Raw genomic sequence first — 24,849 nt, 5'->3', positions numbered from 1 at the left:
TTTTGAAGATAGAATGAACATATAATGAAATAAATAGAAATGGAAGGGAATAAAAGATGTTATTAAACAAACGCTTTACAATTGGAGAAATGGCAAAAATGCATAATATAGCGGAATCTACTTTACGTTATTATGATGAAAAAGGAATTTTTCATCCGTCCATTGTGGACCCACAAACAAATTATCGCTATTACACAATCGATCAATTTTCACTATTAGATACGATTAAGTTTTTACGCCAATTAAATATTCCATTAAAGGAAATTAAGAAATATATTGATGAAAGAAATCCAGCATACGCACTCAATTTGTTGGAAAAACAACAAGAAATGATGTTGAAAAAACAAAGAGAAATTGAGTATGCTTTGGCGAAAATGGAGCATAGAATTCATTTGATTAAGGAAGCAACAAAAGCAAAAGCTAAACAAATGGTAATGAAAGAGATCCCGCGGCGAAAAATTACAGCCATTGCAGTTGCTCCAAATACGACGGATGACATGTTTGAGTACTACATCCATTCGTTGCAAAAAAATATGAGACAAATGGATGATAGTCTATTTTCAGGAGATATAGGTGTGACAATTTCAAAAAAAGCATTAATGCAAAAGGAGTTTCAAGCATATAGTAGCGTATTTATTCTTTTGGATTATATGCCGTATGAAGTGCATACTTCAGATGAAATTAAAGAAGGTTTATATGCTTGTTCTTATCATCATGGACCGTATGAAGAAACAGATGCAACGTACAAGGAGTTACTTACATACATTGATAAAGAAGGTTATGAAGTACATGGAGATTCGATTGAGATTGGATTAATCGATTGGTCTGTAACAGAAAATCCAGAGGAGCAAGTAACAGAAATTCAAATTCCTGTAGTAAAAAAATAAGATGAAAACCTTTGAATTGATTACAAATTTACATTCATTCATATAATTCAGTTACCTATTTTTTAATTCTCTCTTGACCTTCAAGTTACTTGAAGGTTTAAACTGTGAACAGAGAGTTGAAAAAGGAGCATAATAGTATGGAAGCAACAGAAAAATTAAGAGAAAAACCAATTAAAAGTTTATTTATTTCTTATTTAATACCAGCTGTTCTAGGAATGGTATTAATGTCGGTTAATATTGTAATTGATGCGGTAATGATTAGTCGGGGAGTTGGAGCAACTGGATTGGCAGGAGTAAACGTGGCTATTCCAGCGTTTTCAATTTTCTTCTCTATTTCATTATGGATTGGGATGGGCGGGGCAACGTTATATTCCATTGCATTAGGTGAAAATAAAATTGAAAGAGCAAGGTCTATTTTTACTCAATCTATGACGGTAGCAGTTGTTATCGTAGGTGTTTTAGCGGCTATTTGCTTATGGAGAATAGAGGATTTAGCATACTTATTCGGTGCAAATGAAGTGATTTTACCGTATGCGTTAGATTATTTACACGTATTATTAACATTTGGAATGATATATGTTTTAGAAAATATTTTAAGTACATTTATACGAAATGATGGAAATCCAAATTTAGCAATGGCAGGTTTAGTTGTAACAGCTGTATTAAATATAGTGTTTGACTATATCTTTATTTTCATCTTTAAATGGGGCGTAACAGGAGCTGCTTCAGCAACTATTCTTTCGGCAGCGATTGGTTTCCTTGTATTATTAACGCACTTCTTTAGAAAAAGTAGTATTTTAAAATGGACGAAATTCCATTTTGAATGGGATACAGTTAAACAAATTATGATAATAGGTTTTCCAAGTTTTACAGCAGAAAGTACAGTAGCGATTGTAACGATTGGTTTTAATATTGCATTCGTTCAATATGCAGGAGAAGTAGGAGTTGCTTCTTATGCGATGGTGAATAGTATTCATGCGATGACATTACTATTATTCTTCGGCGTTGGAGCAGCGTTACAACCAATTGCTAGTTTTCATTACGGTGCAAATTTATCAGAAAGATTGCGTGAAGGATTGCAGTTTGCAGTGAAAATTGCAGTTGTACTTGGAGGTGTTGCAATAATTGTCGGATTATTCTTCGGGAAATATATTATTGGTCTATTTGATGTTCAATCTCCAGAGTTATTGGAGTTAACATTAACAGGTATTAGCTTGTTCTTTATCCAATATGTATTTTTAGGTTATAACATTGTGTATGGAGAGTACTTCCAATCAGTGCGACAAACGAAAAAATCAGTACTTATTATAATGAGCCGAGGGTTACTATTTATTATTCCATTATTATGGATTATGCCGAAATTATTTGGGATAAACGGAATTTGGCTCGTTATGCCAGTAGCTGAAGTATTGACAGCGATTATCGTATTTACGATGAATCGTATGAAACATCCTGTGCCATTAAACATGGCAGGCGAGAAAGAAGCAATATGATGAAGAAAATCCCCTTGAACAAGTAAGGGGATTTTTTTATTGTTTTAGACTAATTGCAAAAGATCCATCTGTTTCTTGAACAGATGCAAAGGCAACGTTTTTAATATTTGTGATGCCTTTTTCTTTTAACTCTTTATATAACCACCTTTCGTCCTTATGAATTAACTTTAAGTTATCGTATTGAATTTGTGAATCAACGATAAGAGCAATTGGTAATCCGGCATACTTAACATCTATGTTCAAATCTTTCGGAGTTAATGGTACAAGTTCACGCTTTGGTAAAATGCTAATGGCTCCATTTGCTTCTAAAATAGCGTATTCAATTTCATGAACACTCGGGTATCCTGCAACGCGAAGGTTAGAAAGTAATTCAGCAATGGGATATCTACTTTTTTGTAAGTTCTCAAAAATAATGTCACCATGTTTAATTAAAATAATAGGGTGACCGAGAATGAAACGGTTTAGTTTGTTGAATAAGCTTAATTTTGTAAGAATTAAATGTAAACATGTAATAACGATCATACCGAGAAAAGCTTGCAAAGCACCAGAGACTGGTATGGCTTGAAAAGCTAAATAAGATAAAAAGATAATAGCACCAAAATCATGAGGAGTTAGTTGTGCTAAAGCAGATTTACCGAGCATCTTAAGCGATAGTAAGAATAAAATAAAAAAGAACGATACGTTACATAAAAAGAGAAGCAATAGGGACACTCCTTCGTGCAAAGTTGTACTTACTGTTCCCGAAAGGAATATAAATATTACTTTCTAGAGGATAAATTAGGTTGAATTGGAATTTGTCTGTATACAAACAAATAAATGGATATTATCATGAAAGAAGCAAAGAACATAGGAGAATATGGATATGAGAAAGAAGAAAATAATTAATTATATAATAGCAATTATAATGGTTTGCGCCGTTTATGTGGGATTTTTACAATATTACATATATAAGCATGGACATATGAAAGCGACCTACGATGCGGATTACATCATTGTATTAGGCTCGAAAGTCAACGGAACGAAACCATCGTACTCATTGCAATATCGTATTGATAAAGCAGCTGAGTATTTACAATCGCATGAGAAAACAATTGCTATAGTATCTGGAGGGAAAGGAAAAGGGGAAGATATTTCAGAAGCATTAGCAATGAAAAATGAATTAATGAAATTAAAAATTGCAGAAGATCGCATTATCATGGAAGATAAGTCAACGAGTACAGATGAAAATATTAAATTCTCAAAACCTTTAATTCCGGACAATATGAAAAAAGGAATGATCGTAACAAACGATTTCCACATGTTTAGAGCGAAAAAAATAGCAGCTAAGCAAGGGTTACAATTAGAAGGTCTTCCGGCCGAAACACCGCAGCGAATTGTTATTCCATCGAATATACGTGAGTATTTAGCCATTACGCAATATTGGTTTATGAATCGAATATAGTGAAAGTGATCCCGCCTAGCATTCTAGGCGGGATCTTTTGAGGAGAATCTTACAAATATGTCACCTTAATGAAAGGTAAAGCGATAGTTTCTAAAATGGATTCCTGACATAATGAAGATAACAAAAACTACTTAGAGGTGAATCGGATGAAAGGAAATAATATATTATCTTCCCTATGTTACTTTAGTATCTTTTTTGCACCATTTTTACTACCAATAATCGTGTACTTCGTTGCGGAGGATGAAGTGAAATACCACGCGAAAAAAGCATTTTGGTCACATATTTTCCCATACGCAATTTTATTTGGAGGATTAGCGATATCAGGAATATACGGTTTAGGATTCAATCAATCTGACGGTGCTGGAATTGGAATGATGATCACATATGCAGTGTTCATTCTTGTAGGAATTTACTACTTTATTTGGAATATCGTAAAAGGTATTAAAGTTTTGAAAGCGGCGTAATAAGATAAGAAATAATATGATGTACATCTGTCGGTATAATTTCATTTACCTTACTAATAGACGTTTTAAAAAGAGCAATTCAAAAAGAATTGCTCTTTTTGTGCTTATAAGTTGTGAATATTGAAAAAGATATGTTAATTTTTCATTATGAAGAGAAAAAAGGAGTGTTTTTCATGAATGAGATCATACATAAAATGGAGCAACACGTTTCAGTTCGTAAATATAAAGAAGAATCAATTTCAAAAGAGGTAATAGAAAGAATGGTGCAAGCTGCTCAGCATGCGGCGTCCTCACATTTTGTACAGGCGTATTCTGTTATATATGTAACAGACCAGGAATTAAAGGCTAAACTAGCAGAGTTATCCGGAAATCGTCACGTGAAAGACTGTGCAGCGTTTTTTGTTTGTTGTGCAGATTTAAAACGACTTGAAATGGCATGTGAAAAACATGGTACCGAGATAAAGCATGAAGGAGTAGAAGATTTTATCGTTGCGACAGTAGATGCTTCACTTTTTGCGCAAAACTTAGCGCTAGCAGCAGAATCGTTAGGATACGGTATTTGCTATATTGGTGGAATTCGTAATAATCCGAGAGAAGTGAGTGAATTGCTTCATTTACCGGATAAAGTATATCCTGTATTCGGAATGACAGTCGGTGTACCAGATGAGGATCATGGAGTGAAACCACGTTTACCAGTAACAGCTATCCTTCATGAAAATGGATATGATGAAAAGAAATATGATGAATTATTAAACGAATATGATGAAACGATGAGCGCGTATTATAAAGAAAGATCATCAAATCAAAAAAACGTAACATGGACGGAATCAATGAGTTCATTTATGTCTAAAGAAAAAAGAATGCATATGAAAGAGTTTTTAAGTGAAAAAGGATTTAATAAGAAGTGAGCAAAGGGGCAAACCTGTGATGCAGGTTTGCCTTTTTTGGAGGAGAAATGTAATTGTCTTCGAATAAGTATAGGGGGAGGAGATAATATGAAAAAAGCTTTAATTTTTTTGTTTGATGGATTTGCAGAATTTGAAGTGAATATAGCGAGTTTATTTTTGATAAGTAAGCAATTTGAAATAATAACAGCAACAGTAGACGGCAAAAAAGTTACAGGAGAAGGCGGTTTTTTGTGTCAACCACATGTCTCTATCAAGCAAATTAAAATAGAGGACTATGAAGTGTTTATCGTACCAGGCGGACATATTTTTGTTCATTTAGAAAATGAACAATTGTTATCTATTGTGAACAAATTACATAAGCAAAATAAATGGATAGCGGGTATTTGTGCAGGAACATCTTTATTACATGCAGCAGGAGTGCTGAATAAGAAGAAATTCTCAACATCATTAACATCAGATGAAAAACAATTAGCACATTTACATGAATGGGAATATAAACAAAACAAAGATGTAACTGTTGATGGGAAAATCATAACAGCAGTAGGGTCTGCATATGTTGAATTTGCTACTGAAATAATGAAGCAACTCAATTTATTTAATGAAGCTGAAGCGAAGGAGAACTTGCAATATTTTAAAAATGTAACAGAGATTTGTGATGAAACGTTAGTTTAAGTGAAAATAAAAAGCGGCATAATAGCCGCTTTTTATTGTTATCACGTTTAAAAATATTGAAAACTTATCCGTTATGACACAAACTAAAGCACCTACTATAACGAATGCAAACTTTCAATAAGAAGATATATGCCCGTGCAACTTAAAAGGATGTACGTAAATATTTTAAAAATCTGTTGATTAAGCCATTTGAAAATAATTTGACCTATATACAAACCTAGAAATACGATTGGAATAGCGTAAAAACTTGATTCCCAAATTGTCTTGTTTGTGCCAGTAAAGAGTATTTGCGTTAGTAGACTAATGAAATATATAAATAGATAAAAAGCTAAAGTAGTTGCTCTCAATTTCTCTTTTTTCGTATCAGTTCCTGTAAAGTACAGTAACAGAGGTGGTCCTGGCATACCGATACTTGTCGTTAAAAGACCGGATAATCCGCCAACTATGAAATCTCTAGATTTTGTTGATTGAATCTTAAAGTTACAGATTAGCATCAACGTTAATAGTAAGAGCAGGATGCTAATTGCTAATTTAAACGTGTTGATGTTAATGGAAACGAAAATGAAAATACCAAAAGGAACACCAACTATACTTCCGACAATTAATCTTTTCAGTAGAATACAATCAATGTCCATTCTTATTTTCCAAATGATTGATATAGAAATAATGAATGATAAAATGATATTTATTTGTATAGCTTCTTGTGGTAGAAATAACATGAGTAAGAAAGGTGTTGCCATAATAGAAAAGCCAAAACCGGTACTCGTTTGTAAAATAGAAGCTACTAATATAATACAAATGAACATGAATATAGTATTCAAAAAAGCCCTCCTACATAATCAAATTTCATTAATATTTTAATATAAAGTAAAACTTTAATCAGTGAGGGCTTACTACCTAGCAAATCGCCGCTTGTTATGTTGCGGTTAATATTCCAATGATGATCCTGTAGCCTTAAAATATTTTTCTCGTGAAGGCGTCATTACTCGGATTGCTAATAAACAGGAAAGGAAAAGGATGAGTAACGAGCTACTTATTACAGTCATTTGAACAGAAAGAAATTGTGCGGACGCCCCAATTGCTAAAATGAAAAAGATTTGGATGAAACTTTTTATTGAATCAAACACGCTATCAATACGTCCGATCATATGTATAGGGATGTTATTTTGATAAAATGTGATAAAGCCAGTACCAGCAAATGATGAAGAAATGCCAAGTAAAATGAAACCGCCTGCCGCGACTATAAATGAATTTGAAAAGGCGAAAATTACATAGCCTATTGCTGTGAAAATTGTCCCTAATCCGATACAATATTGAATTGGTAAACGTTTGGAAAAGAGAGAGACGAGAAATGAACCGGAAACGTAAGCAGCGCCAGTTATACTAACAAGCATGCTGTATTCTATATCGGTTAAAAACAGTACTTGTCTTGTAAAAACAACTTCTTGTGAATCAAGTGCCATAGCGACAAGCATAGTCGCTTGAAATAAAACGAATATGAGAATAATGTACGTTTCCGTTCGAGCGAACGAAAAAACTTGTTTCCAATCACTTCGTAATGTTTGTACGAAAGTATTTGTAACTTCTTCGTTTTGCTTTGTTTGTAATGTAATGTTTGGCAAGAAGTAAATAAGAATGGTAGAAAGAAGAAATGAAAGTGAGTTGCAGTAAATTACAAAGGCTGCTGAGTACGTGGTGAGAAGTATTCCAGCAAGAGCTGGACCGATAATAAAAGCCCCGCTTGTACAAAAGCTACTCCAAGCGTTGAATTGAGCGCGTTCTTCAGCAGGTATAAGCATTGTTTTATAAGAAAATGAAGCTGGATCGAAAAATGATGTAGCAATGCGAGTTAAAAAGATAAAAATATAAATGGCCCAAATAGAATCAAATAGTGGAATACAGCCAATGAGAGCTGCTCGAATGATATCTGTGATGAGCATAATAGAGCGTTTGTTTAATCGATCTACTATGCTACCAGACCATATTTTTGTAACAACGGTGGCAATTGGGCCAACAATCCATAATCCTGCTACAGCAGCAGGGGAGTTTGTACTATTTAATACCAGTAAGTTTAGGGCGATTAGATACATAAAATCACCTAAACGAGAAATCCCAGTTCCCGACAATAATAATAATTTATTTTTCATGAGCAGCTGGACCTTTCTTTCATTGTTTTTTTATCCTGCAGGAAATAGCGTATTCCTCTTCGGAGTTTGATTGACGAGCGGTTTTGTTTTCCCAGCGTAATAAAACTTGTGTAACCTCCCAAGTAAGCTGTTGTAATTCCTCTGGAGTTAAAAACAAATGAGAAACAATATGACTGCCTGTATTCGTTCCCTCTGTGCCGCTTTCTTCAATATAGAAATGAGCAGCTTTTGCTTTATAATATTTTTCAATAACCCCTCTTTTTTCCTTCGTGTCTACTAATTCAAGTAACCCTCCATCATATAAAATTTGAACGTGATAATGTACGCTACCAGCAGATTTATTTAGTTTAGTAGCTACTTGCTTTGCAGTGAGTGCTTCGTCTTTTAAAAGGTGAAGAATTTGAATGCGGGTTGCATTGGAAATAAGCTTCTGCTGCTCAGCTGAAATAGTAAGTCTATCTTCAAACATTATTACATCTCCTTTCTTATAATCTAAATTTATTGTACATTCTAAAAAATTAGAACGTAAGAAAAATAAATCGCCTTTTTCCTCTGTTTTTCGACATAAATAAAAATAGCATGTACATAAACATGCTATTAAGTAATAGTAGATTCTTCATTAAGTTTCCCGCGATAAAACAGGTAAAGCCATATAAAACTTACAAATATACAGCATGTAGCTAGAAAACTACCAATTATTTGAGGAGAAAGGATTTCTAATAGCCATCCTGTAATGAACATAGAGAACTGTATAAGTGAACCGTAAATTGAGTAATGAAAGGAAAAAACTTTACCAATCATACTTTCGTGCGTGTAAGTTTGAAGTAATGCCGTATCAAGTGGAACGATGATTCCCCCTGCTATACGCATACAGAGTAATGTAATGATACCGAAAATAAGTTGATCGGATAGAATGAATCCAAGAAAGAAAAAGCCTTGTAGGAAGTAGGCCCAACCAAATGCTTTTTTCATTTTTTCTTTATTGCTGGATATGTAAAGATTAACGAGAAGGCTTCCTATCATAAGCCCAGCCCCTTGAACCGTATATAAAATCCCAATGTTCGTGTGGAAAATTTTTTCGGCATAGATCGTTAGAAATAGCTGATAAGCGCCACCAATAATCCCCCATGAAACGCCGACAAGAATTAATGTTAAAATGATTTTTGTTTGTAATATGTATGTATATCCATCTTTTATATCAGTCAAAAATGCTTTTTTCTTATTAAAATTAATATGAGCAGGGATACTCATACTATAAATAAAATAGGCTGAAACAAAGTAGGAAAGGCTATTTACTAAAAAAGCGAACTCAATATGTAAAGACTGTGCAATTATCCCGCCTAAAGAAGCCCCCATAATAGACATAAAACCATTCATTGTACTAGAAAGAGAATTAGCAGTTACGAAATGATTTTGATGTACGATGTTTTTTAAGGTTGCTTGTTTAGCCGGCTCAAATAAGCAAGAAAGTACAGATAAACATATATTAGTAATGAAAATAATTTCAATTTTATAGCTGGCGAATAAGTATGTAAGGACTAGAATTCCCCGTGTAATATCGGTAAAAATCATAATATTCTTTTTAGAAAAACGGTCTACAATTCCGCCTATGAATGGACTAAGAAGGAGCTGTGGTAAACCTTTACTTATAAAAGTAAGTGCGATCATAAACGGAGATTCCGTTATGCTATAGACGAATGTTAATAAAGCTACTGTATGAAACCAATCTCCAAGCACACTTAATGTTTGCCCATAAAATAGTTTTTTGAAGTTAGTATTTGTTTTAAGAAGCGCGGAATAAGAAACTGACATAAAAGATTAATCCTTATGTAATAATGATGCTTGAACTTGTTTTTTCCACTCACTTAAATACACTTTCTCCTCTGTAGGGAGTCCGACAGGTAAATGTGCAATCAATTCTAAACTATTTCCGTCAGGATCGTTAAAGTATACGGCGGCATGCGCTAATTCAGGAAAAACAATCGGTTCAATTGGCTCCATTCCAAAATCTTTTCGTGCTGAAATGCCTTTTTGGTTTAGCCAATGTATCGCATGTTCTAAATCATGTAAGCTTACTTGAAAGGCGATGTGTCGTAAAGAGGGATGATAATTTACTTTGTATTCTGTACCTTCCCAAAGACCGAGCCAACTTTCATTTTCTTTAATCCAAAAGAAAGCAATATCATCTCCTCTTTTATATAATTTCAGTCCAAGTGATTCATAAAAAGATATTGATACCTCTAAGTTGCGGACAGGTAAATGTGCTTCGTAAAGACCTTTAATCATTGTAATCCTCCTAAGTAAAAATATTTCTTATTTCATAGTAAACATTTTTTTATGAGTTGAAATCAGAAAAAGGAGGGACATAAATTCATACGAAAGTATGAAAAAACAGCTCAAATATGAGCTGTTTTCTTATAGTTTTTCGTTCATTTGTTAAGGATAGGATATATTAGTATCCGTATCCGCCGCCACCCCAACAGCTACATCCGATGATGATTAGAAGGATGAATAGTACGATAAGCAAAGCAAATCCACCGCCGAAACCAGCGCAACTTCCACCATAACTCATATGTTTTCCTCCTTTTGAGTAAGTTAATCTATATAATTCATGGACTACTGTATACAGTATGTTTTTCGTATGGAAAAGGAGCCAGTCTCTTTTTTAATTAGACAAACGCCTGTATGGTCATTTTGATTGTATATGGAGCTAGGGGTATGTGAAGAAATCGTTATATATTTCGCGATTTGTTCATAAAAAATATAAAAATTGTAAAAAAAACCATTTTTATATTTTTTTATGAGAGGATTTGTACTATAATTTTACAAGTAATATTATGGGAAAAGGGAGTTTTAGTGAAGAGATGGAGATGGGACAACTACAAAATAAAATAGAAACTAAAAAGAAAGAGCTAATTCAACTTGTTGCTAGACATGGATTGGATCATGATAAAGTTTTGTTATTTAGCCGAGATTTAGATATACTTATTAATAAGTTTATGAATGTGAAAGATAAAGTACATAAATAAATAATTTGTAGTTTTTTATATTAAGATATTCAACAAAGAGGAGAGAGATATATTTGGAACATTTACAAGAAGAGCTATATAAACAAATAAAAGAAGAAAAAGGTATTGTTACAATTTTTTTAAAGAGTGGCGTTAGAATAGTAGGAGAAGTTGTTGCAATAGACAAATTTACCGTTTTAATGTTAGTTGATGGAAAACAACAACTTATTTACAAGCAGGCTGTATCAACAATAATGAAATAAGACACTCGTACTGAGTGTCTTATTTCATTATTGCTTGCAGGCTTCAACGTCAATGCCGGCAGCTAATAATTTTTTTTCACCATCTTGCTCAATGATTTTTTGTAATTTAGATAGGAAAGAATCAAAGTTTGTATGCTTTGCTACTTGGAATGTCATTTTATGCTCAATTGGCAGCCACGTATCAATATCAGCTTCGTTATGCTGAATTTTTACCTCAAGCTTATCAAGTGCGTTAGCAACTTTTGCTTCGTACGTTTCTTTCGCTTCAAACTCCATCCATAAATCATATAATTCCTCGCCGAGAGAACCTTTTAATGTTCGTTTAATATTTAAAATTGCTTCTTGTTCATTTATTTGTTTTTGTAATTGTAATTCATGACTATTCATTGTATCAAAAGCAGGAATATCACCAGCTTCTGCTTCGACTAGATCGTGAATAATCACCATTTTAAGTAATTTTTCGATATTTACTTTTTGATCTAAATAAGGTTCAACTAAAATGGCCATTAGAGACATGCGCCACGTATGTTCAGCAACGCTTTCTTGACGTCCGTTAGAAAGCCAGCTATGTCGCATTTCATATTTTAGTTTTTCTGCTAGTGCAATGACTTGTAAAATGTTATGTTCCATCGTGATCCTCCTCATATTTCCATACTATAATTCTAATATGGAAATGAAATGTGTCAATTTCATGAGTATATTGCGATAAATAGATGATGAGCGTATAATACTTATTATATGTGAAAACGCATTATTAAAATAAAAAAATGTTTTATAAAAATGAAAAGGAAAGGGCAGGAATATGGGAGACGAAAATCAAGTGTTTGCTAGACCAGAAAGAAAAAAAAGGAAGTTTGATATTTCTAGCCCAGTGGGCATAATAGTAGGTTTTGCTATTGTAATAGCAGCAATTATGCTTGGCGGCGGTGGAATAAAAGCTTTTAAAAACTTTTTAGATGTTTCATCTATTTTAATTGTTATAGGGGGAACAACAGCGACAATTGTTGTGGCATATCGATTTGGAGAAATAAAAAAATATACGAAAAGTATTTTTACTGTTTTACATAGAAAAGAAGAAGATTTAGAACAGTTAACGGATTTGTTTGTTGATTTTTCGAAAAAATCTAAAAAACACGGTTTACTTTCTTTAGAAGTTGATGGAGAGCAAGTGGACAATCCTTTTATTCAAAAAGGAATTCGATTAATGTTAAGTGGTTACGATGAAGAGGAATTAAAAGAAGTGTTAATGAAAGATGTTGAAACGGAAGTGTATGAGTTAAGAAAGGGAGCGACATTATTAGATAAAATTGGTGATTTCGCTCCCGCTTGGGGTATGATAGGGACTTTAATTGGTCTTATCATTATGCTTCAAAACTTGCAAGACACGTCGCAAATTGGTACAGGGATGGCAGTTGCAATGTTAACGACATTGTATGGATCAGTACTTGCAAATATGATTGCAATCCCTCTTGCTGAAAAAGTGTATCGTGGTATTGAGGATTTATATACAGAGAAGAAGTTTGTTATTGAAGCGATTTCAGAATTGTATCGTGGACAAATTCCGTCTAAATTAAAGTTAAAACTCGATACGTATGTATACGAAACAAAGATAAAAAAAGTAAAACGAGCAGCCTAATATTGCAAGGAGTGGTATGGTTATGTTGAAACGACCGCAAAAGGGATCGCCTCGTTGGATGACGACTTTTACAGATTTAACGATGTTATTATTAACTTTCTTTGTATTACTAGTTGCTACTTCAAAGCAGGATGCAGTAAAATTGTCAAAGATGCTTGAAAAGTTTAGTGATACGGAGCAAGTAGATGCAAAAGTAATGGAAAATACAATACCAGATATTTCTCATGAAAAAAATGATGAAAAAATGATCTCGAAAAAAAGAATGGATGAATTATATAAGAAGTTAAAAGCATATGTAGATAATAACGGGATTAGTCAAGTGAATGTATATCGAGAGGATACGGGAGTAAGCGTCGTTATAGTAGATAATTTAATATTTGATACGGGTGACGCGAACGTTAAACCAGAAGCGAAAGAGATAATAAGTCAATTAGTTGGGTTTTTCCAATCGGTACCAAATCCCATTGTTGTAGAAGGTCATACAGATAGTAGACCTATTCATAATGACAAATTCCCTTCTAACTGGGAGTTGTCTTCAGCAAGAGCAGCAAATATGATTCACCACTTAATCGAAGTGTATAATGTGGATGATAAAAGGCTAGCTGCGGTAGGATATGCAGACACAAAGCCAGTTGTACCAAATGATTCACCGCAAAATTGGGAGAAAAACCGTCGCGTTGTCATTTACATAAAAGAATAGTATATTATCATTTTAATAATAAAATAATAAAAATACGAAAATTCTTTTAAAAAAATATTAAATTTTATCATTTTATTTTGTATAATGAGTGAGAATGATAAGGTGAAATATTAAGATATATTTATACATAGAAGGAGAGAATCAAAAAGAATGGCACATAAAATTTTAGTTGTAGACGATGCGATGTTCATGCGAACGATGATTAAAAACTTATTAAAAAGTAATTCTGAATTTGAAGTAATCGGAGAAGCGGAAAATGGAGTGGAGGCAATTCAAAAGTATAAAGAACTTCAACCTGATATTGTTACATTAGATATTACTATGCCAGAAATGGACGGACTTGAAGCATTAAAAGAAATTATTAAAATTGATTCAAGTGCAAAAGTTGTCATTTGTTCTGCAATGGGACAACAAGGTATGGTATTAGATGCAATTAAGGGTGGAGCAAAAGACTTTATTGTAAAGCCATTCCAAGCAGATCGTGTAATCGAAGCGTTAACAAAAGTAGCAAACAGCTAATATAGAAGGGGTGCCACAAGGAATCTAAACATTGATAGCGGATATGCGTGTGGCCCCCTTTTTTCTTGCTTTAAAACACTAAATTGTTATACATAAATGAAATGTTTGTTAGACAGGTAGGGGATTAAAATGCAAACAGATCTATTAAATATATTTTTTGAGGAATCAGAAGAACATTTACAATCGTTAAATGAAAATGTGCTAACTTTAGAACAAAATCCCACTGATATGGATGTTGTGGGAGAAATATTCCGCTCAGCCCATACATTTAAAGGTATGTCAGCGAGTATGGAATTTACGGAAATGGCGGATTTAACGCATAAAATGGAAAACGTTTTAGATGAAATTCGTCATGGGAATATAGTTGTAAATGCGGAAATTATTGATGTGATTTTTGAGTGCATTGATAATTTAGAGAAGATGGTTGCAGATGTGCAGCAAGGTGGAATGGGCAATATTGATGTAGTTGCAACGAAACAGAAATTAGAAGCATTATTGAATGGCAATATAGAAATTCCTACTGAACATATAGAACAAGAAACTATAAATAACGATGATGAAGCTTCACATGAAGTGCATATAACTGTTGAGCAACAAGCTATTTTAAAAGCAGTACGTGCCATTATGTGTATTGAAGCGCTGCAAAATGTAGGTAATGTACAAAGAACAGTTCCAAGTATTGAAGAAATTGAAGCAGATGCTTTCGGATTTGAGTTCACAGTATTTATGGATACTGATCAAAGTGAAGAAGAATTAAAACAAGTAGTGCTTCATGTTTCTGAAATTGAGAAAGTAGAAGTGAAGCAAGCACATATATCAAAAGAAGTAGTTTCGGAAAAATTGGCTACACAAGAAGCCATACAAGAAGTTTCACAAGCGGCTACGCATGTGGAATCAACTAAAGAAGTATCTAAACAATCTACTAATGCTACACCAGCTAAAAGCGCTGCAAAAACGAAAAATGGTAAAGTGGAAAATCGTTCCATACGTGTTCAATTAGAAAAAATCGAAAGATTAATGAACATGTTTGAAGAAAGTGTAATTGAGCGTGGTCGTATAGATGAATTGGCACAAGCAATTCAAAACAAAGAATTAATTGAGCATTTAAATCGATTAGGCGATATTTCAAAAGATATTCAAAATGTACTTCTAAACATGCGTATGGTGCCGATTGAAACAGTCTTTAATCGTTTCCCGCGTATGGTACGTATGTTAGCGAAAGATTTAGGGAAAAAAATCGATTTACAAATTACAGGTGAAGATACTGAAGTCGATAAAATTGTTATTGATGAAATCGGTGATCCGCTTGTTCATTTAATTCGTAATGCAATTGATCATGGGGTTGAAACTGTTGAACAACGTCGTGATGCAGGTAAAAATGAGACAGGTACGATTAAATTAGAAGCGTTCCATAGTGGAAATCATGTCGTAATTCAAATTACGGATGATGGAAATGGAATTCATAAAGGGAAAGTATTAGAAAAAGCGATTAAAAATGGTGTTGTAACAGAATCTGAAGCAAATAAATTAACAGACCGTGAAATATTTGATTTGATCTTCCAACCAGGATTTAGTACAGCTGAAGTTGTATCAGACCTGTCTGGACGCGGCGTTGGATTGGATGTAGTGAAACATACAATCCATAGTTTAGGTGGACATTTAATTATTGATTCTGAAGAAGGAAAGGGAAGTACATTTAGAATTGAACTTCCATTAACGTTGTCTATTATACAATCTATGCTTGTTCAAACGAATGATAAACGTTATGCTTTACCTCTTGGTAATATTGTTGAAGCAATTCGAATCAAGAGAGAAGACATCCAATCCATACAAGGAAAAGATGTGTTAAATTACCGTAATCAAATTATTGAAGTGAAGCATTTAAGTACGGTATTTGGTGAGAAAACAGCAGATGAGGCGTTTGCGTCATATGATGGTCAAATGGTTCCTGTGTTAATTGTTCGTAATACACATCGCAGCTATGGACTTATTGTAAACACAATTATCGGTCAAAGAGAAATAGTCTTAAAGTCATTAGGTGACTTCTTTGCAGAGAGTTCTAATTATTTCTCTGGTGCGACAATTCTCGGTGATGGACGAGTGGTCCTCATTTTAAACCCAGAAGGTTTATAATAGGAATGAAGGAAAGCTCCCCACTTGTATACAATTGGGGAGCTTTTTGGTTAATCGTTACTAATCTAAAAATGGGAATAAATACATATTAACGTTTTATATAATAAGTTTGTTAAAATAAAATGAGAGTTTATATCATTTGATAGAAAAACAGAAATGAGGAGGCAGAGAAAATGCCTGAGCAACACACAAAAGGGGATACGAGCACAATTGTGCTAGAAAAAGAAAATGAGCATTTAACGCCTCAAGAATGCGATATTCTTGGCGAAATTGCAAATATATCATTTGGTTCAGCTTCGACTGTATTATCAACAATCTTAAATAGGCAAGTAAGCATTACTGCTCCTCGCATCGAATTGGTAGATTTATATGATTCAAGCGACGTCGAAGTTCCACACGTTGTATTAAACATTCATTTTACAAAAGGATTAGATATGGAAAACCTTCTTGTCCTTAAGCAAGATGTTGCATTATCCATTGCTGATTTAATGATGATGGGAACAGGTGAAGTGGAGGACGGAAAAGAACTTGGTGAATTAGAGCTAAGTGCTGTACAAGAAGCGATGAATCAAATGATGGGGTTCGCAGCTACATCTATGTCTGAATTCTTCCAAGATACAGTAGATATGTCTCCGCCGACAATTAAAGTTGTAAAGTTATCAGAAGAAATGGAGAAAATCTCGGAAATCGATGGGAATCAAACGATTGTTAAAGTATCGTTTGATTTAAAGATAGATAATCTTGTAAACTCTAAACTTGTGCAAATTGTTTCAGTTGAACATGCGAAACAAATGATAAATAAATTAATGCAATTATCTGGTGAAGTAGAAGAGCAAGACGAGCCAGCAGAAGTAGTGGAAACTGAGATTGTAGAAGAACAAGTTGAAAAAGAGCACTTAACGCAAGAAGAGAAAGATGTCCTTGGTGAAATTGCAAATATTTCAATTGGTTCAGCTTCAACAGTATTGTCAACACTATTAAATCAGCCAGTTACAATTAGTACGCCCAATGTAGAATCAATCAATGTTCGTCATTATGACGGAGTACCAGTCCCGTTTGTTATTTTAAATGTTGATTTTGTTGAAGGACTAAAGAATGAGAATGTATTCGTATTTACGAAAGATGTCGCTTTAACAATGGTAGATTTAATGATGATGGGAACAGGTGAAGTTGATCCGGAGAAGGAGCTTAGTGAATTAGAACTGAGCGGTATTAAAGAAATCATGAACCAAATGATGGGGCATGCTGCGACGGCGATGTCAGAAATGTTTCAAGAAAAAATGGACATGACGCCACCAAATGTTAAATTCGTAACGTTAAAAGAAGAAATGGAATATTTGGGAGAGTCAATGAAAGTGGACGAACTCGTTCAAATTACGTTCAACCTTGAAATTGGCGACCTGCTTCAATCGAAAATGTATCAAATTTTACCGATTTCAGAAGCGAAAGAAATGGTAAGACGACTTCTATATCCAATGGTGGAAGAAGAAGAGATTGTTACGGAAGAAATTGAAGAAGAAAAAGTTGTAGAACCTGTTGTGCAACCTATTGAATTTAAAGAAGTAAAACAGATGGAACCAGTATACATGGACACATCCATCCTACAAAATGTAGAAATGAACGTGAAATTTATATTTGGAAGCACAGTGAAAACAATTCAAGATATTTTAAGTTTACAAGAGAATGAAGCGGTTGTGCTAGATGAAGATATTGACGAACCAATTCGTATTTATGTAAATGATGTATTGGTGGCGTATGGTGAACTTGTAAATGTAGATGGATTTTTCGGAGTAAAAGTGACGAAATCGCTATAAGTCGTTGAAATAGGAGTCTGAGCTAGTAGATGAAAAACGTAAAGTTTTTTCTAATGAGCTGGTTATGCATACATGTGTGCTTGCTCTTCCCGCTACAAAGTAAAGCGGAAGAGCAAAATGTGCCAGAAGAGAATAAGGAAGTTCAAGAACAGCTAGAACAAGTGGAAATGAAGCAAGATAAAGAGGAACAACAAGAAGCAAAAAATAAACAAGAAACCGAAAAAAAGATAGAGACGGATCAAGGGGTTATTACAGTAAATAAGCCGGAATTAAAAGTTGGCGAAGAAGTGCTGGTTATTGTAGAGCCGAAAGAGAAAAATGTTCAAAGTATAAAAGGTATTTTGCGCTTGCCAAAAAACGGCGATCAGTATGAACAAGAAAGAATGCTATCGTTTAAGTATGAAGAAGAAACGAAGCGATGGATTGCTAACTACAAGGTCGAGACTTTTGATTTGCAAGGTGATTGGAACCTTCAGCTCATTCAAAGTTTAAAAGAAAATGAGAAAGAAGAGCTCTTAGAAAATGAAGTGAAAGTCCCGCTCATTCGTATAAATAATGAAACGCCAACAATAGATAAAGAGATGCCGAAGTTGCATAAGGTTACTATCGACGAGGCGAAGGGGAACGTAATCGAACGAAAACAAGGCGATTCTATACGTGTAAGAGTGAAGGCAACAGACGTAGAATCAGTCGTGAAAGAAGTTCGTGTTACATTAAAAGGAAAAGAAAATAAAGAGATTACATTTTTATTAGATTACAATAAGCGCGACATGGAATGGCAAAAAGTATTTGAAATAACGGATGCGTTGCCAAGTGGGACATACGGACTACTTGTAGAGGTAGTAGATGCGGCTGGAAATAAACTGATTGAAGCAAGTGAGTATGTCGTTTCTGTTTTGGAGCAAAAAACAGAAGAGGATAAAAAGATAGAAGAACGAGAGAATAAAGATAAATTAGAAAATAAATTAGAAGATAAGAAAGAAACTGAGAAGCAGGAAGACTTGAAAGTGGAAATCCCGCTTCCAGAAGAAAAACCGCCAGTTGTTCAAATTCCAAAAAAAGAAGAGAAAGTAAACAATTTTATAAAAGAACCATTGAAAGAGAAAGAAAAAATTACTTATGTTATAAAAGAGCCTCTCACAGACAACAAGGAAGTAAATAAAACGAAGGCTCAAAAAGATAAAGATAATAACAATCAAGTCATTTCGAAAAAGAAAGAGAAAAAAGAAGAGCCAGAAGAGAAGAAAGAAGCAAAAAGTGAACAGGGAATACAAGCTTCTAATGTATTTGCTATCATGTCAGGTTTATTCGTACTATTTTTAGTTTTAAAGAGTAATAAAGAATGGGGCTAAGTATTACATAGTAGTGGAGGCGCTTAAATGGAAATTAAACGTACGACAATTGAAGATAAGACGCTACAACCATTAAAACAGCCTGCAGCTATTTCGGAACATGAAATTCAGAAAGAACGAAAGCGTAGTAATTTAGTGTTTACTGGACATTCTAAAATTATTACGAAAAATAATGAAATAGGGATTTTACTTGCAAGTTTAGGTGATGGAAAGGTTATGAAGGAAATGCTTTCTAAAGAGATGGATACAGTACTGCAACTCTTTAAAAAGCTACATACGTTATCTGGAGAAGGAAAGCAAACAGATAAAATATTTGAACAAGTAATGAGAAGCTTGCAAGGACTTGTTAAGCAAGCGCATATAAAAGAACTTCCTTTGTTAGATGGAACGTATGATTTCGCAGAAGTACAACTATCATTTGGTAGAAAGGTACATATTCCGTTATTAGATGTAAGTGCACTCCTTTCTAGAGTGGAAAGTGATTCGTCAGAAGGGAATATAAATTTAATGGTAACGGTTATTACTGCATATATAACGAAATTGTCTAACGAAACCATTTTAATTAGCGTTACAGATCGCACTGCTAAAGAGCGGGATGTAAGCGTATGGAGAGCACTTGCAGAAATGAATATGACACAATTATCACAGGCTTTGAAACATACGATGCAAGAACATAAATGGTCTATGACGTTTCTTTTTCTCTTTGTATGGATTGTTGCTATTATTTTAATTCGAGTTATATAAAAAGGTCGTCACTTTACATTGTGACGACCTCTTTTATATTTTTTCGTAGAAGAATGTATCGAAGCGCTGAAGATTATAACGTTCAGGTGTTAAAATTTGTTCAGTACTACCAACAAATAATACGCCGCCTTTTCGTAAAGCACGACTAAACTTTTCATAAAGTTTTACCCTTGCTTCTTCAGTAAAGTATATCATTACGTTGCGACAAATGATTAAATCGTAATTTGTATCGAACGACTGCATTAACAGGTCATGCTGCTTGAACGTCACGTTTTGCTTAATGTTTTGGTGTAATGAATATATATCATTCTCTTTTGTGAAATGACGCTCTTTTAAATCGGCAGGTAATTCTTTTAAAGAACGTTCTGTATATTGACCGCGTTTTGCAGTTTCTAAAATGTGAAAATCAAGATCTGTTGCTTGTATTTCAAAACGATATGGAGCTAGGTGCTTCGATAAAATTAAAGAGAGTGTATATGGTTCTTCACCGGCAGCGCAAGCGGCACTCCATACTTTTAATTTTCCGTTATTTTGCTCGAGTAATTTTGGTAGTGCTTTCGTCTCTAACGTTTGCCAACGTTCTTTATTTCTAAAAAACTCTGAAACGTTAATTGTAATATAGTCAATAAAACTTAAAAATAACTTTTGATCGGTACGTAAATTGCTTAGAAAACTAGTGTAGTTCTCAAAGCCCTTTCTCGAAATAAAAGCATCGATTCTACGACGCATTCTATCTTGTTTATATGAAGCGATATCCATATTGAATTGTTGTTTAAAACTCGCGATAAAATGATCATAATCTTGTTCAATTATCATATTTATAATAGGCACAATAACGATATTGTGCCTCCCCCTTTACATCATACGGATTTTTTGTTCAAAGTTTTTTTTCATCTGTTTTTCATGTAAACCTGGTAAATCATAAATAACAGCATCAATTCCTGCTTCTTTTGCAACGTCAACGGGAATGACAGATGTATGCTTGTCCCCATTATAAAAACAGAGAACTAAATCGGTATCTTCGATTATTTGTTTTACAAAAAACATATAATCTGATCGGTAAATGGAGTCGGAAGGATGATCAAAAGCGACATACTCGGCTCCGTGTTTTTTTAAGTAATCAACGACCTCTTGAAATTCATCTGTTAATGCTTGTAACGGCTGTAGCGTGTAAAGGCATAAATTTTGAGCGAGTCTTTCGTTTTCGATGAAAAAACGAAGAACCTCATTTTCAATAGATTTATAACATAATATGTAAATTTTATGTTTGTGAGCATAGTCAGTTAAAAATTTTTTTATTTCTTCCTGATCTAATGCTGTTAATTGATTTGAACCACAAAGAAAAATATTCATAGATTTGTGCCACCTCATGCTAAATTGTAACATATCTTTTATAAAAAATAACTGCAAAATATTAGTGTTCAGAGTATAATTATAAATAACTGGATTTTACGATTAAGTTTAGGAAGAAATAAAAAAATAAATAGGTGATATATATGCTGCGTTCGATCTCGCACAATCCAATTTTATCGCATATACCGCCTGCTACTCAAATGCCGAAAGAAGCAAATGTCAGGACAGGACTTGCATTTTCGGATAATTTGCATGCAGATCCGAAAAAAGATAAATTGTTAGAACAAATGGAAGCATTTGTCGATAACATTGGAGAAATTAAAGAGAAAATTGAAATGGAATTAACGCTTGATAATGTAATGGAATACAAAAATACAGTAAAGTCATTTTTGAATTTTTACGTAGATAATGTATTGCAATATAAAGATGTCATGTCTCGCCATCCACGTTATGGCTATTCACAGAAAATGACGATTGTGAAACAGGCGGAAATGGGATTAAATGAGTTAGAAGATGTTATGAATTTAATTAATACGAAAACGGGACATTTAGAAATGTTAAATCAGATTGGAGAAATCCACGGTTTAATTGTAAATTTAGTCTTGTAAAAGGGAAGGAAACGATATGTACATACAATTATATGAAAAGCTCGTTATTATTCAAAAAGCATATGAAAACATTCAAACGCTTGGAGAACAAATATATGAGAATTTGAAACATAAAAATGTAAATGCAGTTCAAAAATTGCAAGTAGAGCAATTGCAGTACATAGATGGTTTAAAAGGATTATCAAGCTCGTTTGAAGAAATGGTTATTCAGTTTTGTAAAGAAAAGGGAATTGAGCCGTTTCGCGTAAGTGCATTATTTTCGTATTTTTCTAACGAAGAAATTGAAAAAATGGAAGAATTACAAAAAAATGTAGCTGAATTAGAAGAGAATGTAAAAATGATTCTTTTGAAAAATCAATATTACTTAAACGTACTATTAAAAACTACAGAAAGTATTGTGGATTCCGTTTCTGAGTATAATTTAGAACGAAACAATAATTCACAAATCTTTATGAACGAACTATTGTAAAGGGGAAGTGAAACATTATGAGACTGTCTGATTATAATACACCGCTATCGGGTTTGTTAGCGGCACAAATGGGATTACAAACGACGAAACAAAATTTATCTAACATTCATACGCCTGGTTATGTGCGTCAAATGGCGAATTACGGATCGGCTGGAGCAAGTCATGGCTATTCACCGGAACAAAAAATAGGTTATGGCGTACAAACGTTAGGTGTTGACCGTATTACAGATGAAGTGAAGACAAAACAGTTTAACGATCAATTATCTCAACTCTCTTACTATAACTACATGAATTCGACTTTATCACGTGTAGAATCTATGGCTGGAACGACAGGAAAGAATTCATTATCTAGTTTAATGGATGGCTTCTTTAATGCTTTTCGTGAAGTGGCAAAAAATCCAGAACAACCAAACTACTACGATACATTAATTTCTGAAACTGGAAAGTTTACAAGTCAAGTAAATCGTCTTGCGAAAAATTTAGATTCAGTGGAATTGCAGACGACTGAAGATATTGAAGCGCATGTTAATGAATTTAATCGTCTTGCTACTAATTTAGCGGAGGCAAATAAAAAAATTGGAGAAGCAGGTACACAAGTACCGAATCAACTTTTAGATGAACGTGACCGTATCATTACAGAAATGTCTAAGTATGCAAATATAGAAGTATCTTATGAATCTATGAATCCTAATATCGCGAGTGTTAGAATGAATGGTGCTTTAACGGTAAATGGGCAAGATGCATACCCTCTTCAATTAAATAAAGAAAAAGAACCAATGTCAGTTGAGATTTATGGTTCGGAAATTCCCTTAGCTAGTGGAGCAATCCAATCAGCGATCGATACGAAAGCGAAGATTGCTAGTTATAAGAAAAATCTTGAAGAATTAATGAGTTCTGTAAAGAATGAAGTGAACACAGTAATGGGGAAAGAGTTCTTCGTTGGAGATCAAGCGAAAGATATGAAATTAAACCCTGAATTTGCAAAAGATATTTCGAAAATGAAAATATCAGCTGAAACAGCAAATAAACTAGCAGCAATTACAGAAGGAGATTATAAAGAAGGGCTTTCATATAAACAAGCATTAGACCAATTCATAGTTGGTATTGCATCTGATAAAAGTGCAGTAAATGCTTATCAAAAAATTCATGGGGATTTATTAGAGGGGATTCAGCAAGAAAAGATGAGTGTTGAAGGCGTTAATATGGAAGAGGAAATGGTTAATTTAATGGCTTTTCAAAAATACTTCGTCGCAAACTCTAAAGCTATGACGACGATGAATGAAGTGTTTGATAGCCTGTTTTCAATTATTCGATAGGTGATAGTAATTGACTAGAAATATAAAAGGAGGAGATAGAAATGAGAGTATCTACATTTCAAAATGCAAGTTGGGCAAAGAATCAGTTAATGGATTTAAATGTGCAACAGCAGTACCACCGAAATCAAGTAACTTCAGGGAAGAAAAACCTTCTTATGAGTGAAGATCCACTTGCAGCAAGTAAATCATTTGCGATTCAACATTCATTGGCGAATATTGAACAGATGCAGAAAGATATAGCTGATTCGAAAAATGTATTAACACAAACTGAAAATACTTTACAAGGTGTTTTAAAATCTATAACGAGAGCAGATCAATTAATGGTGCAGGCATTAAGTGAGCAAAATGGTGAAAAAGAATTAAAGGCTATCGGTGCAGAGATAGATCAAATTTTAAAACAGGTCGTATATTTAGCGAATACGAAAGAGCAAGGTCGTTATATTTTTGGTGGTGATAGTGCGGAAAAACCACCATTTACAGAAGATGGTACGTATCAAGGTGGACCAGATGATGTGAACTGGCAACTAAATGACGGTTATGAATTAAAAGCATTTCGTAACGGCGAAGCACTATTATCCCCTGTTATAAAAACGTTAAAACAGATAAGTGAAGCGATGCAAAAGGGTGACCAAAAAGCATTACAGCCGTTATTAGGAGAGAATAAGAAAAATTTAGACGGTATCATTAATCGTACAACTGAAGTTGGTTCGACAATGAATACAATGGAGACGTTTAAAACAATTTTAAGTGAACAAAATTTAGCGCTTCAAGAAAACCGTAAAGAAATTGAGGATGTTGACTTAGCGGTAGCAATTTCTGATTTAGCTTATATAAACGCAACGTATGAAGCGACGCTTAAAGCGGTTAGTACGATGAGTAAAACGAGTATTTTAGACTACATGTAATCTATAAGGAGTGAGAA

General features: G+C 33.7%; 29 protein-coding genes. 19 read left to right on the top strand and 10 right to left on the bottom strand.

What is annotated here, in order from left to right:
* Nucleotides 1–56 precede the first annotated feature (56 nt).
* Both AC0NJG_RS07845 and AC0NJG_RS07840 read left to right on the top strand, forming a co-directional pair.
* Nucleotides 57–887: a MerR family transcriptional regulator gene (locus AC0NJG_RS07845; protein WP_087994387.1), complete on the top strand. Its 831-nt coding sequence runs from the start codon at nt 57–59 to the stop codon at nt 885–887.
* Between the two features lie 137 nt (nt 888–1,024).
* Nucleotides 1,025–2,380 carry an MATE family efflux transporter gene (locus AC0NJG_RS07840; protein ID WP_087951910.1) on the top strand — a complete coding sequence of 452 codons (1,356 nt, stop codon included), beginning with the start codon at nt 1,025–1,027 and terminating at the stop codon, nt 2,378–2,380.
* Nucleotides 2,381–2,416: 36 nt separating this feature from the next.
* Here the strand turns inward: AC0NJG_RS07840 and AC0NJG_RS07835 are convergent, their stop codons facing one another.
* On the bottom strand, nt 2,417–3,082 hold the full coding sequence (locus tag AC0NJG_RS07835) for a DUF421 domain-containing protein (protein ID WP_087994386.1): 666 nt from the start codon (nt 3,080–3,082) through the stop codon (nt 2,417–2,419).
* Between the two features lie 160 nt (nt 3,083–3,242).
* Here AC0NJG_RS07835 and AC0NJG_RS07830 point away from each other — a divergent pair, with 160 nt between their 5' ends.
* From AC0NJG_RS07830 to AC0NJG_RS07815, 4 genes are all read left to right on the top strand, one after another.
* Nucleotides 3,243–3,821: a YdcF family protein gene (locus tag AC0NJG_RS07830; RefSeq protein ID WP_087951912.1), complete on the top strand. Its 579-nt coding sequence runs from the start codon at nt 3,243–3,245 to the stop codon at nt 3,819–3,821.
* Between the two features lie 146 nt (nt 3,822–3,967).
* Complete coding sequence (locus AC0NJG_RS07825) at nt 3,968–4,285, top strand: magnetosome magnetite crystal formation protein family (RefSeq protein ID WP_000678040.1); 318 nt, start codon at nt 3,968–3,970, stop codon at nt 4,283–4,285.
* 173 nt (nt 4,286–4,458) lie between these two features.
* Nucleotides 4,459–5,193 carry an oxygen-insensitive NADPH nitroreductase gene (nfsA, locus tag AC0NJG_RS07820; RefSeq protein WP_087951913.1) on the top strand — a complete coding sequence of 245 codons (735 nt, stop codon included), beginning with the start codon at nt 4,459–4,461 and terminating at the stop codon, nt 5,191–5,193.
* Between the two features lie 87 nt (nt 5,194–5,280).
* Nucleotides 5,281–5,865 (top strand): type 1 glutamine amidotransferase family protein, encoded by a 585-nt coding sequence (locus AC0NJG_RS07815; protein ID WP_087951914.1) that lies wholly within the window; start codon nt 5,281–5,283, stop codon nt 5,863–5,865.
* A 95-nt stretch (nt 5,866–5,960) separates the two neighbouring features.
* Here AC0NJG_RS07815 and AC0NJG_RS07810 read toward each other — a convergent pair whose 3' ends face one another.
* The 6 genes from AC0NJG_RS07810 to AC0NJG_RS07785 form a co-directional block, all read right to left on the bottom strand.
* Nucleotides 5,961–6,686, bottom strand: a complete 726-nt coding sequence (locus tag AC0NJG_RS07810) for a sulfite exporter TauE/SafE family protein (protein ID WP_087951915.1) — start codon at nt 6,684–6,686, stop codon at nt 5,961–5,963.
* A 105-nt stretch (nt 6,687–6,791) separates the two neighbouring features.
* Complete coding sequence (locus AC0NJG_RS07805) at nt 6,792–8,012, bottom strand: MFS transporter (protein ID WP_087951916.1); 1,221 nt, start codon at nt 8,010–8,012, stop codon at nt 6,792–6,794.
* Between the two features lie 19 nt (nt 8,013–8,031).
* Nucleotides 8,032–8,481 (bottom strand): ArsR/SmtB family transcription factor, encoded by a 450-nt coding sequence (locus AC0NJG_RS07800; RefSeq protein WP_474062969.1) that lies wholly within the window; start codon nt 8,479–8,481, stop codon nt 8,032–8,034.
* A gap of 128 nt (nt 8,482–8,609) precedes the next feature.
* Nucleotides 8,610–9,824: an MFS transporter gene (locus AC0NJG_RS07795; protein WP_087951918.1), complete on the bottom strand. Its 1,215-nt coding sequence runs from the start codon at nt 9,822–9,824 to the stop codon at nt 8,610–8,612.
* A gap of 6 nt (nt 9,825–9,830) precedes the next feature.
* Nucleotides 9,831–10,298, bottom strand: a complete 468-nt coding sequence (locus tag AC0NJG_RS07790) for a VOC family protein (protein WP_048551693.1) — start codon at nt 10,296–10,298, stop codon at nt 9,831–9,833.
* A gap of 166 nt (nt 10,299–10,464) precedes the next feature.
* Nucleotides 10,465–10,584, bottom strand: a complete 120-nt coding sequence (locus AC0NJG_RS07785) for a YjcZ family sporulation protein (protein WP_000120179.1) — start codon at nt 10,582–10,584, stop codon at nt 10,465–10,467.
* A gap of 238 nt (nt 10,585–10,822) precedes the next feature.
* On the opposite strand from AC0NJG_RS07785, the gene AC0NJG_RS07780 reads away from it, so the two are divergent.
* Nucleotides 10,823–11,041: an aspartyl-phosphate phosphatase Spo0E family protein gene (locus AC0NJG_RS07780; RefSeq protein ID WP_002091864.1), complete on the top strand. Its 219-nt coding sequence runs from the start codon at nt 10,823–10,825 to the stop codon at nt 11,039–11,041.
* A 53-nt stretch (nt 11,042–11,094) separates the two neighbouring features.
* Nucleotides 11,095–11,283: an RNA chaperone Hfq gene (gene hfq, locus AC0NJG_RS07775; protein ID WP_000400661.1), complete on the top strand. Its 189-nt coding sequence runs from the start codon at nt 11,095–11,097 to the stop codon at nt 11,281–11,283.
* Nucleotides 11,284–11,310: 27 nt separating this feature from the next.
* Here the strand turns inward: hfq and AC0NJG_RS07770 are convergent, their stop codons facing one another.
* Nucleotides 11,311–11,913, bottom strand: a complete 603-nt coding sequence (locus tag AC0NJG_RS07770) for an HD domain-containing protein (RefSeq protein ID WP_000400753.1) — start codon at nt 11,911–11,913, stop codon at nt 11,311–11,313.
* A gap of 172 nt (nt 11,914–12,085) precedes the next feature.
* Here AC0NJG_RS07770 and AC0NJG_RS07765 point away from each other — a divergent pair, with 172 nt between their 5' ends.
* The 7 genes from AC0NJG_RS07765 (at nt 12,086) to AC0NJG_RS07735 (ending at nt 20,181) form a co-directional block, all read left to right on the top strand.
* On the top strand, nt 12,086–12,919 hold the full coding sequence (locus AC0NJG_RS07765; protein WP_074540183.1) for a flagellar motor protein MotP: 834 nt from the start codon (nt 12,086–12,088) through the stop codon (nt 12,917–12,919).
* 22 nt (nt 12,920–12,941) lie between these two features.
* Nucleotides 12,942–13,619 carry an OmpA family protein gene (locus AC0NJG_RS07760; protein WP_048551696.1) on the top strand — a complete coding sequence of 226 codons (678 nt, stop codon included), beginning with the start codon at nt 12,942–12,944 and terminating at the stop codon, nt 13,617–13,619.
* Between the two features lie 150 nt (nt 13,620–13,769).
* Nucleotides 13,770–14,138, top strand: coding sequence for a response regulator (locus AC0NJG_RS07755; protein WP_000940576.1), 369 nt, complete (start codon nt 13,770–13,772; stop codon nt 14,136–14,138).
* 129 nt (nt 14,139–14,267) lie between these two features.
* Nucleotides 14,268–16,271, top strand: a complete 2,004-nt coding sequence (locus AC0NJG_RS07750) for a chemotaxis protein CheA (protein WP_087951919.1) — start codon at nt 14,268–14,270, stop codon at nt 16,269–16,271.
* Nucleotides 16,272–16,444: 173 nt separating this feature from the next.
* Nucleotides 16,445–18,085: a flagellar motor switch protein gene (locus AC0NJG_RS07745; protein WP_087951920.1), complete on the top strand. Its 1,641-nt coding sequence runs from the start codon at nt 16,445–16,447 to the stop codon at nt 18,083–18,085.
* Nucleotides 18,086–18,114: 29 nt separating this feature from the next.
* On the top strand, nt 18,115–19,437 hold the full coding sequence (locus AC0NJG_RS07740; RefSeq protein ID WP_474062968.1) for a transglycosylase: 1,323 nt from the start codon (nt 18,115–18,117) through the stop codon (nt 19,435–19,437).
* 27 nt (nt 19,438–19,464) lie between these two features.
* Entirely contained in the window at nt 19,465–20,181 is a 717-nt protein-coding gene (locus AC0NJG_RS07735; protein ID WP_000403958.1) for a hypothetical protein, read from the top strand.
* 33 nt (nt 20,182–20,214) lie between these two features.
* Here AC0NJG_RS07735 and cheR read toward each other — a convergent pair whose 3' ends face one another.
* Together cheR and AC0NJG_RS07725 are read right to left on the bottom strand one after the other, a co-directional pair.
* The gene (gene cheR, locus AC0NJG_RS07730; protein WP_000582886.1) at nt 20,215–20,997 is read right to left on the bottom strand and encodes a protein-glutamate O-methyltransferase CheR; all 783 of its coding nucleotides are present in this window, start codon (nt 20,995–20,997) and stop codon (nt 20,215–20,217) included.
* Between the two features lie 39 nt (nt 20,998–21,036).
* Nucleotides 21,037–21,534 (bottom strand): hypothetical protein, encoded by a 498-nt coding sequence (locus tag AC0NJG_RS07725; RefSeq protein WP_001020098.1) that lies wholly within the window; start codon nt 21,532–21,534, stop codon nt 21,037–21,039.
* A 143-nt stretch (nt 21,535–21,677) separates the two neighbouring features.
* Here AC0NJG_RS07725 and AC0NJG_RS07720 point away from each other — a divergent pair, with 143 nt between their 5' ends.
* From AC0NJG_RS07720 to AC0NJG_RS07705, 4 genes are read left to right on the top strand one after another with little or no spacing between them, the layout of a single operon-like run.
* Nucleotides 21,678–22,142, top strand: coding sequence for a YaaR family protein (locus AC0NJG_RS07720; protein ID WP_000946323.1), 465 nt, complete (start codon nt 21,678–21,680; stop codon nt 22,140–22,142).
* 16 nt (nt 22,143–22,158) lie between these two features.
* On the top strand, nt 22,159–22,611 hold the full coding sequence (locus tag AC0NJG_RS07715) for a hypothetical protein (protein WP_000275897.1): 453 nt from the start codon (nt 22,159–22,161) through the stop codon (nt 22,609–22,611).
* A 17-nt stretch (nt 22,612–22,628) separates the two neighbouring features.
* Nucleotides 22,629–23,927, top strand: a complete 1,299-nt coding sequence (gene flgK, locus AC0NJG_RS07710) for a flagellar hook-associated protein FlgK (RefSeq protein ID WP_070172696.1) — start codon at nt 22,629–22,631, stop codon at nt 23,925–23,927.
* Nucleotides 23,928–23,968: 41 nt separating this feature from the next.
* On the top strand, nt 23,969–24,832 hold the full coding sequence (locus AC0NJG_RS07705; RefSeq protein ID WP_474062967.1) for a flagellar hook-associated protein 3: 864 nt from the start codon (nt 23,969–23,971) through the stop codon (nt 24,830–24,832).
* Nucleotides 24,833–24,849: the final 17 nt, after the last annotated feature.

It is taken from the genome of Bacillus sp. SSR7 (assembly GCF_055902415.1).
The sequence above is the reverse complement of the archived record's forward strand: the minus strand, read 5'-3'. Positions and strand labels throughout refer to the sequence as shown.

Coding starts and splice junctions, on each gene's coding strand:
- AC0NJG_RS07845 (WP_087994387.1), top strand. CDS start 57: ATGTTATTAAACAAACGCTTTACAATTGGAGAAATGGCAAAAATGCAT.
- AC0NJG_RS07840 (WP_087951910.1), top strand. CDS start 1,025: ATGGAAGCAACAGAAAAATTAAGAGAAAAACCAATTAAAAGTTTATTT.
- AC0NJG_RS07830 (WP_087951912.1), top strand. CDS start 3,243: ATGAGAAAGAAGAAAATAATTAATTATATAATAGCAATTATAATGGTT.
- AC0NJG_RS07825 (WP_000678040.1), top strand. CDS start 3,968: ATGAAAGGAAATAATATATTATCTTCCCTATGTTACTTTAGTATCTTT.
- nfsA (WP_087951913.1), top strand. CDS start 4,459: ATGAATGAGATCATACATAAAATGGAGCAACACGTTTCAGTTCGTAAA.
- AC0NJG_RS07815 (WP_087951914.1), top strand. CDS start 5,281: ATGAAAAAAGCTTTAATTTTTTTGTTTGATGGATTTGCAGAATTTGAA.
- AC0NJG_RS07805 (WP_087951916.1), bottom strand. CDS start 8,012: ATGAAAAATAAATTATTATTATTGTCGGGAACTGGGATTTCTCGTTTA.
- AC0NJG_RS07800 (WP_474062969.1), bottom strand. CDS start 8,481: ATGTTTGAAGATAGACTTACTATTTCAGCTGAGCAGCAGAAGCTTATT.
- AC0NJG_RS07795 (WP_087951918.1), bottom strand. CDS start 9,824: ATGTCAGTTTCTTATTCCGCGCTTCTTAAAACAAATACTAACTTCAAA.
- AC0NJG_RS07790 (WP_048551693.1), bottom strand. CDS start 10,298: ATGATTAAAGGTCTTTACGAAGCACATTTACCTGTCCGCAACTTAGAG.
- AC0NJG_RS07785 (WP_000120179.1), bottom strand. CDS start 10,584: ATGAGTTATGGTGGAAGTTGCGCTGGTTTCGGCGGTGGATTTGCTTTG.
- AC0NJG_RS07770 (WP_000400753.1), bottom strand. CDS start 11,913: ATGGAACATAACATTTTACAAGTCATTGCACTAGCAGAAAAACTAAAA.
- AC0NJG_RS07765 (WP_074540183.1), top strand. CDS start 12,086: ATGGGAGACGAAAATCAAGTGTTTGCTAGACCAGAAAGAAAAAAAAGG.
- AC0NJG_RS07760 (WP_048551696.1), top strand. CDS start 12,942: ATGTTGAAACGACCGCAAAAGGGATCGCCTCGTTGGATGACGACTTTT.
- AC0NJG_RS07755 (WP_000940576.1), top strand. CDS start 13,770: ATGGCACATAAAATTTTAGTTGTAGACGATGCGATGTTCATGCGAACG.
- AC0NJG_RS07750 (WP_087951919.1), top strand. CDS start 14,268: ATGCAAACAGATCTATTAAATATATTTTTTGAGGAATCAGAAGAACAT.
- AC0NJG_RS07745 (WP_087951920.1), top strand. CDS start 16,445: ATGCCTGAGCAACACACAAAAGGGGATACGAGCACAATTGTGCTAGAA.
- AC0NJG_RS07740 (WP_474062968.1), top strand. CDS start 18,115: ATGAAAAACGTAAAGTTTTTTCTAATGAGCTGGTTATGCATACATGTG.
- AC0NJG_RS07735 (WP_000403958.1), top strand. CDS start 19,465: ATGGAAATTAAACGTACGACAATTGAAGATAAGACGCTACAACCATTA.
- cheR (WP_000582886.1), bottom strand. CDS start 20,997: ATGATAATTGAACAAGATTATGATCATTTTATCGCGAGTTTTAAACAA.
- AC0NJG_RS07725 (WP_001020098.1), bottom strand. CDS start 21,534: ATGAATATTTTTCTTTGTGGTTCAAATCAATTAACAGCATTAGATCAG.
- AC0NJG_RS07720 (WP_000946323.1), top strand. CDS start 21,678: ATGCTGCGTTCGATCTCGCACAATCCAATTTTATCGCATATACCGCCT.
- AC0NJG_RS07715 (WP_000275897.1), top strand. CDS start 22,159: ATGTACATACAATTATATGAAAAGCTCGTTATTATTCAAAAAGCATAT.
- flgK (WP_070172696.1), top strand. CDS start 22,629: ATGAGACTGTCTGATTATAATACACCGCTATCGGGTTTGTTAGCGGCA.
- AC0NJG_RS07705 (WP_474062967.1), top strand. CDS start 23,969: ATGAGAGTATCTACATTTCAAAATGCAAGTTGGGCAAAGAATCAGTTA.